The sequence below is a fragment of the Sphingomonas sp. genome (assembly GCF_031361285.1).
Classification (GTDB): Bacteria; Pseudomonadota; Alphaproteobacteria; order Sphingomonadales; family Sphingomonadaceae; genus Sphingomicrobium.
In genome coordinates this window covers 1-1,563 of the sequence record NZ_JANMCO010000116.1, presented here as the reverse complement: position 1 = coordinate 1,563, position 1,563 = coordinate 1, and the positions used below count along the sequence as shown (strand labels likewise).

The following is a 1,563-nucleotide window of genomic DNA, read 5'->3' as shown; positions in this document are numbered from 1 at the left end:
AAGGGCCGGGCGCGCTATCCGTTCGTGCCGGCGAAGAAGCCGGACAATCCGGGCGCCTGAAACCAACGGCGTCAAGACTCAAATCAAGGAGACAAAAATGATTCATGTAATTGCCGTCATCACCGCCAAGCCCGGCCGGCGCGAGTCCATCCTTTCGCTGTTCCGTGCCAACGTCCCCGCGGTCAGGGCCGAGAAAGGCTGCATCGAATACGGCGCGGCCGTGGATGCCGAAAACGCGCTGCCCTTCCAGACCAAGTGGGGCCCCGATACTTTCCTCGTGGTCGAGAAATGGGAAAGCATGGACGCCCTCAAGGCGCACGCCGCCGCGCCGCATATGGCCGCCTATGGCGCCAAGGCGAAAGAGTTCATCGCCAGCCGCGTGATCCACATCCTGCAACCCGCCTGAAAACCGGGACAGACCACGTTTTAAAACGTGGTCTGTCCCTGATTTTGCGAAACACCGTCCTTTGGATGATTGCGGTGGCGCGCCCGCGTGCCTAGCTTTGCAGGCATGACCCGCACCGAACTGCTCCAGATCATGCCGCGCGCGACCGCCAATGCGGACGCTTTCCTGCCGCCGCTGGAAGCCGCGATGGCCGAGTTCGGCATCGACACGCCCGCGCGGCAGGCGGCGTTCCTCGCGCAGGTCGCGCACGAAAGCGAGCAACTTTCCGCGCTGGAGGAAAGCCTGAACTACCGGCCGCAGGCGATCCTCGACACGTTCAATACCAGCACCCACAAGCGCTTCACCGAGGAGCAGGCGGAAATGTACGGGCGCACGCCGGCGCATCCCGCCGACCAGCGCATGATCGCGAGCGTCGCCTACGCGAACCGCGGGGGCAATGGCGACGTGGCGAGCGGCGACGGCTGGACGTTCCGGGGCGCGGGCCTGATCCAGCTCACCTTCCGCAGCAACCAGGAAGCCTGCGCGGATCATTTCGGGATTCCCCGCGCCGAAATCGGTGCATGGTTGCGCACGCCCGAGGGCGCATGCCGCTCGGCGGCGCGGTTCTGGCAGATTGGCGGGCTGAACGAGCTGGCCGACGCCGGGGACTTCGTGCGCATCACGGTGCGCATCAACGGCGGCCTCAATGGCCAATCCAATCGCGTCGCGCTGTGGGGCTCCGCCCGCGAGGTGATGGGCGTGGCCTGACGCGGAGGGACCGCTGCTAAGTGCGGTTGGCGACGCCCGAGCGGGGCCCGAGGAAATACCACAGGATCAGTCCCACCACCGGCAGCAGCACCACCAGCACGATCCACAGCGCCTTCTTCTCATTCGAGGCGCCGCTCTGAAAGATACTGATGATCGCCCAGACGTCGCCGATGAGGATCAGCAGCCCGAGTATTCCGTTGTATGGCATGTTCATCATGGCAGTCTCCTGATGAGGCCATGGTAAGAACCCGCGGGACTACGGGTCTGTGCGGCAACGCACTATTGCCGGAAGCGATAGTGGCTGCGATTCAGATAGGCGGTGATTTCCTCGAGCTCCCGCGCGGTGAATTTGCGGTCGGTCAGCCGCCGGATCGACCGGCTGGGCAGCGCCGGTGCCCGCATGGCCCAGG

3 protein-coding genes are annotated in these 1,563 nt (G+C 64.9%); 2 read left to right on the top strand and 1 reads right to left on the bottom strand.

Annotated elements, in window-relative coordinates; translation table 11 throughout:
* Both RMO25_RS10290 and RMO25_RS10285 read left to right on the top strand, forming a co-directional pair.
* Positions 1-406: putative quinol monooxygenase (locus tag RMO25_RS10290; protein ID WP_309662511.1), on the top strand; the 406-nt coding region annotated here is incomplete at its 5' end.
* Positions 407-511: 105 nt separating this feature from the next.
* Positions 512-1,153, top strand: coding sequence for a hypothetical protein (locus RMO25_RS10285; RefSeq protein WP_309662510.1), 642 nt, complete (start codon positions 512-514; stop codon positions 1,151-1,153).
* Between the two features lie 16 nt (positions 1,154-1,169).
* Here the strand turns inward: RMO25_RS10285 and RMO25_RS10280 are convergent, their stop codons facing one another.
* Positions 1,170-1,367 (bottom strand): PLDc N-terminal domain-containing protein, encoded by a 198-nt coding sequence (locus tag RMO25_RS10280; RefSeq protein ID WP_405051868.1) that lies wholly within the window; start codon positions 1,365-1,367, stop codon positions 1,170-1,172.
* Positions 1,368-1,563 lie beyond the last annotated feature (196 nt).

What these genes read in the sequence shown, in the direction of transcription:
- RMO25_RS10285 (WP_309662510.1), top strand. Translation starts at nt 512, where the DNA reads ATGACCCGCACCGAACTGCTCCAGATCATGCCGCGCGCGACCGCCAAT.
- RMO25_RS10280 (WP_405051868.1), bottom strand. Translation starts at nt 1,367, where the DNA reads ATGAACATGCCATACAACGGAATACTCGGGCTGCTGATCCTCATCGGC.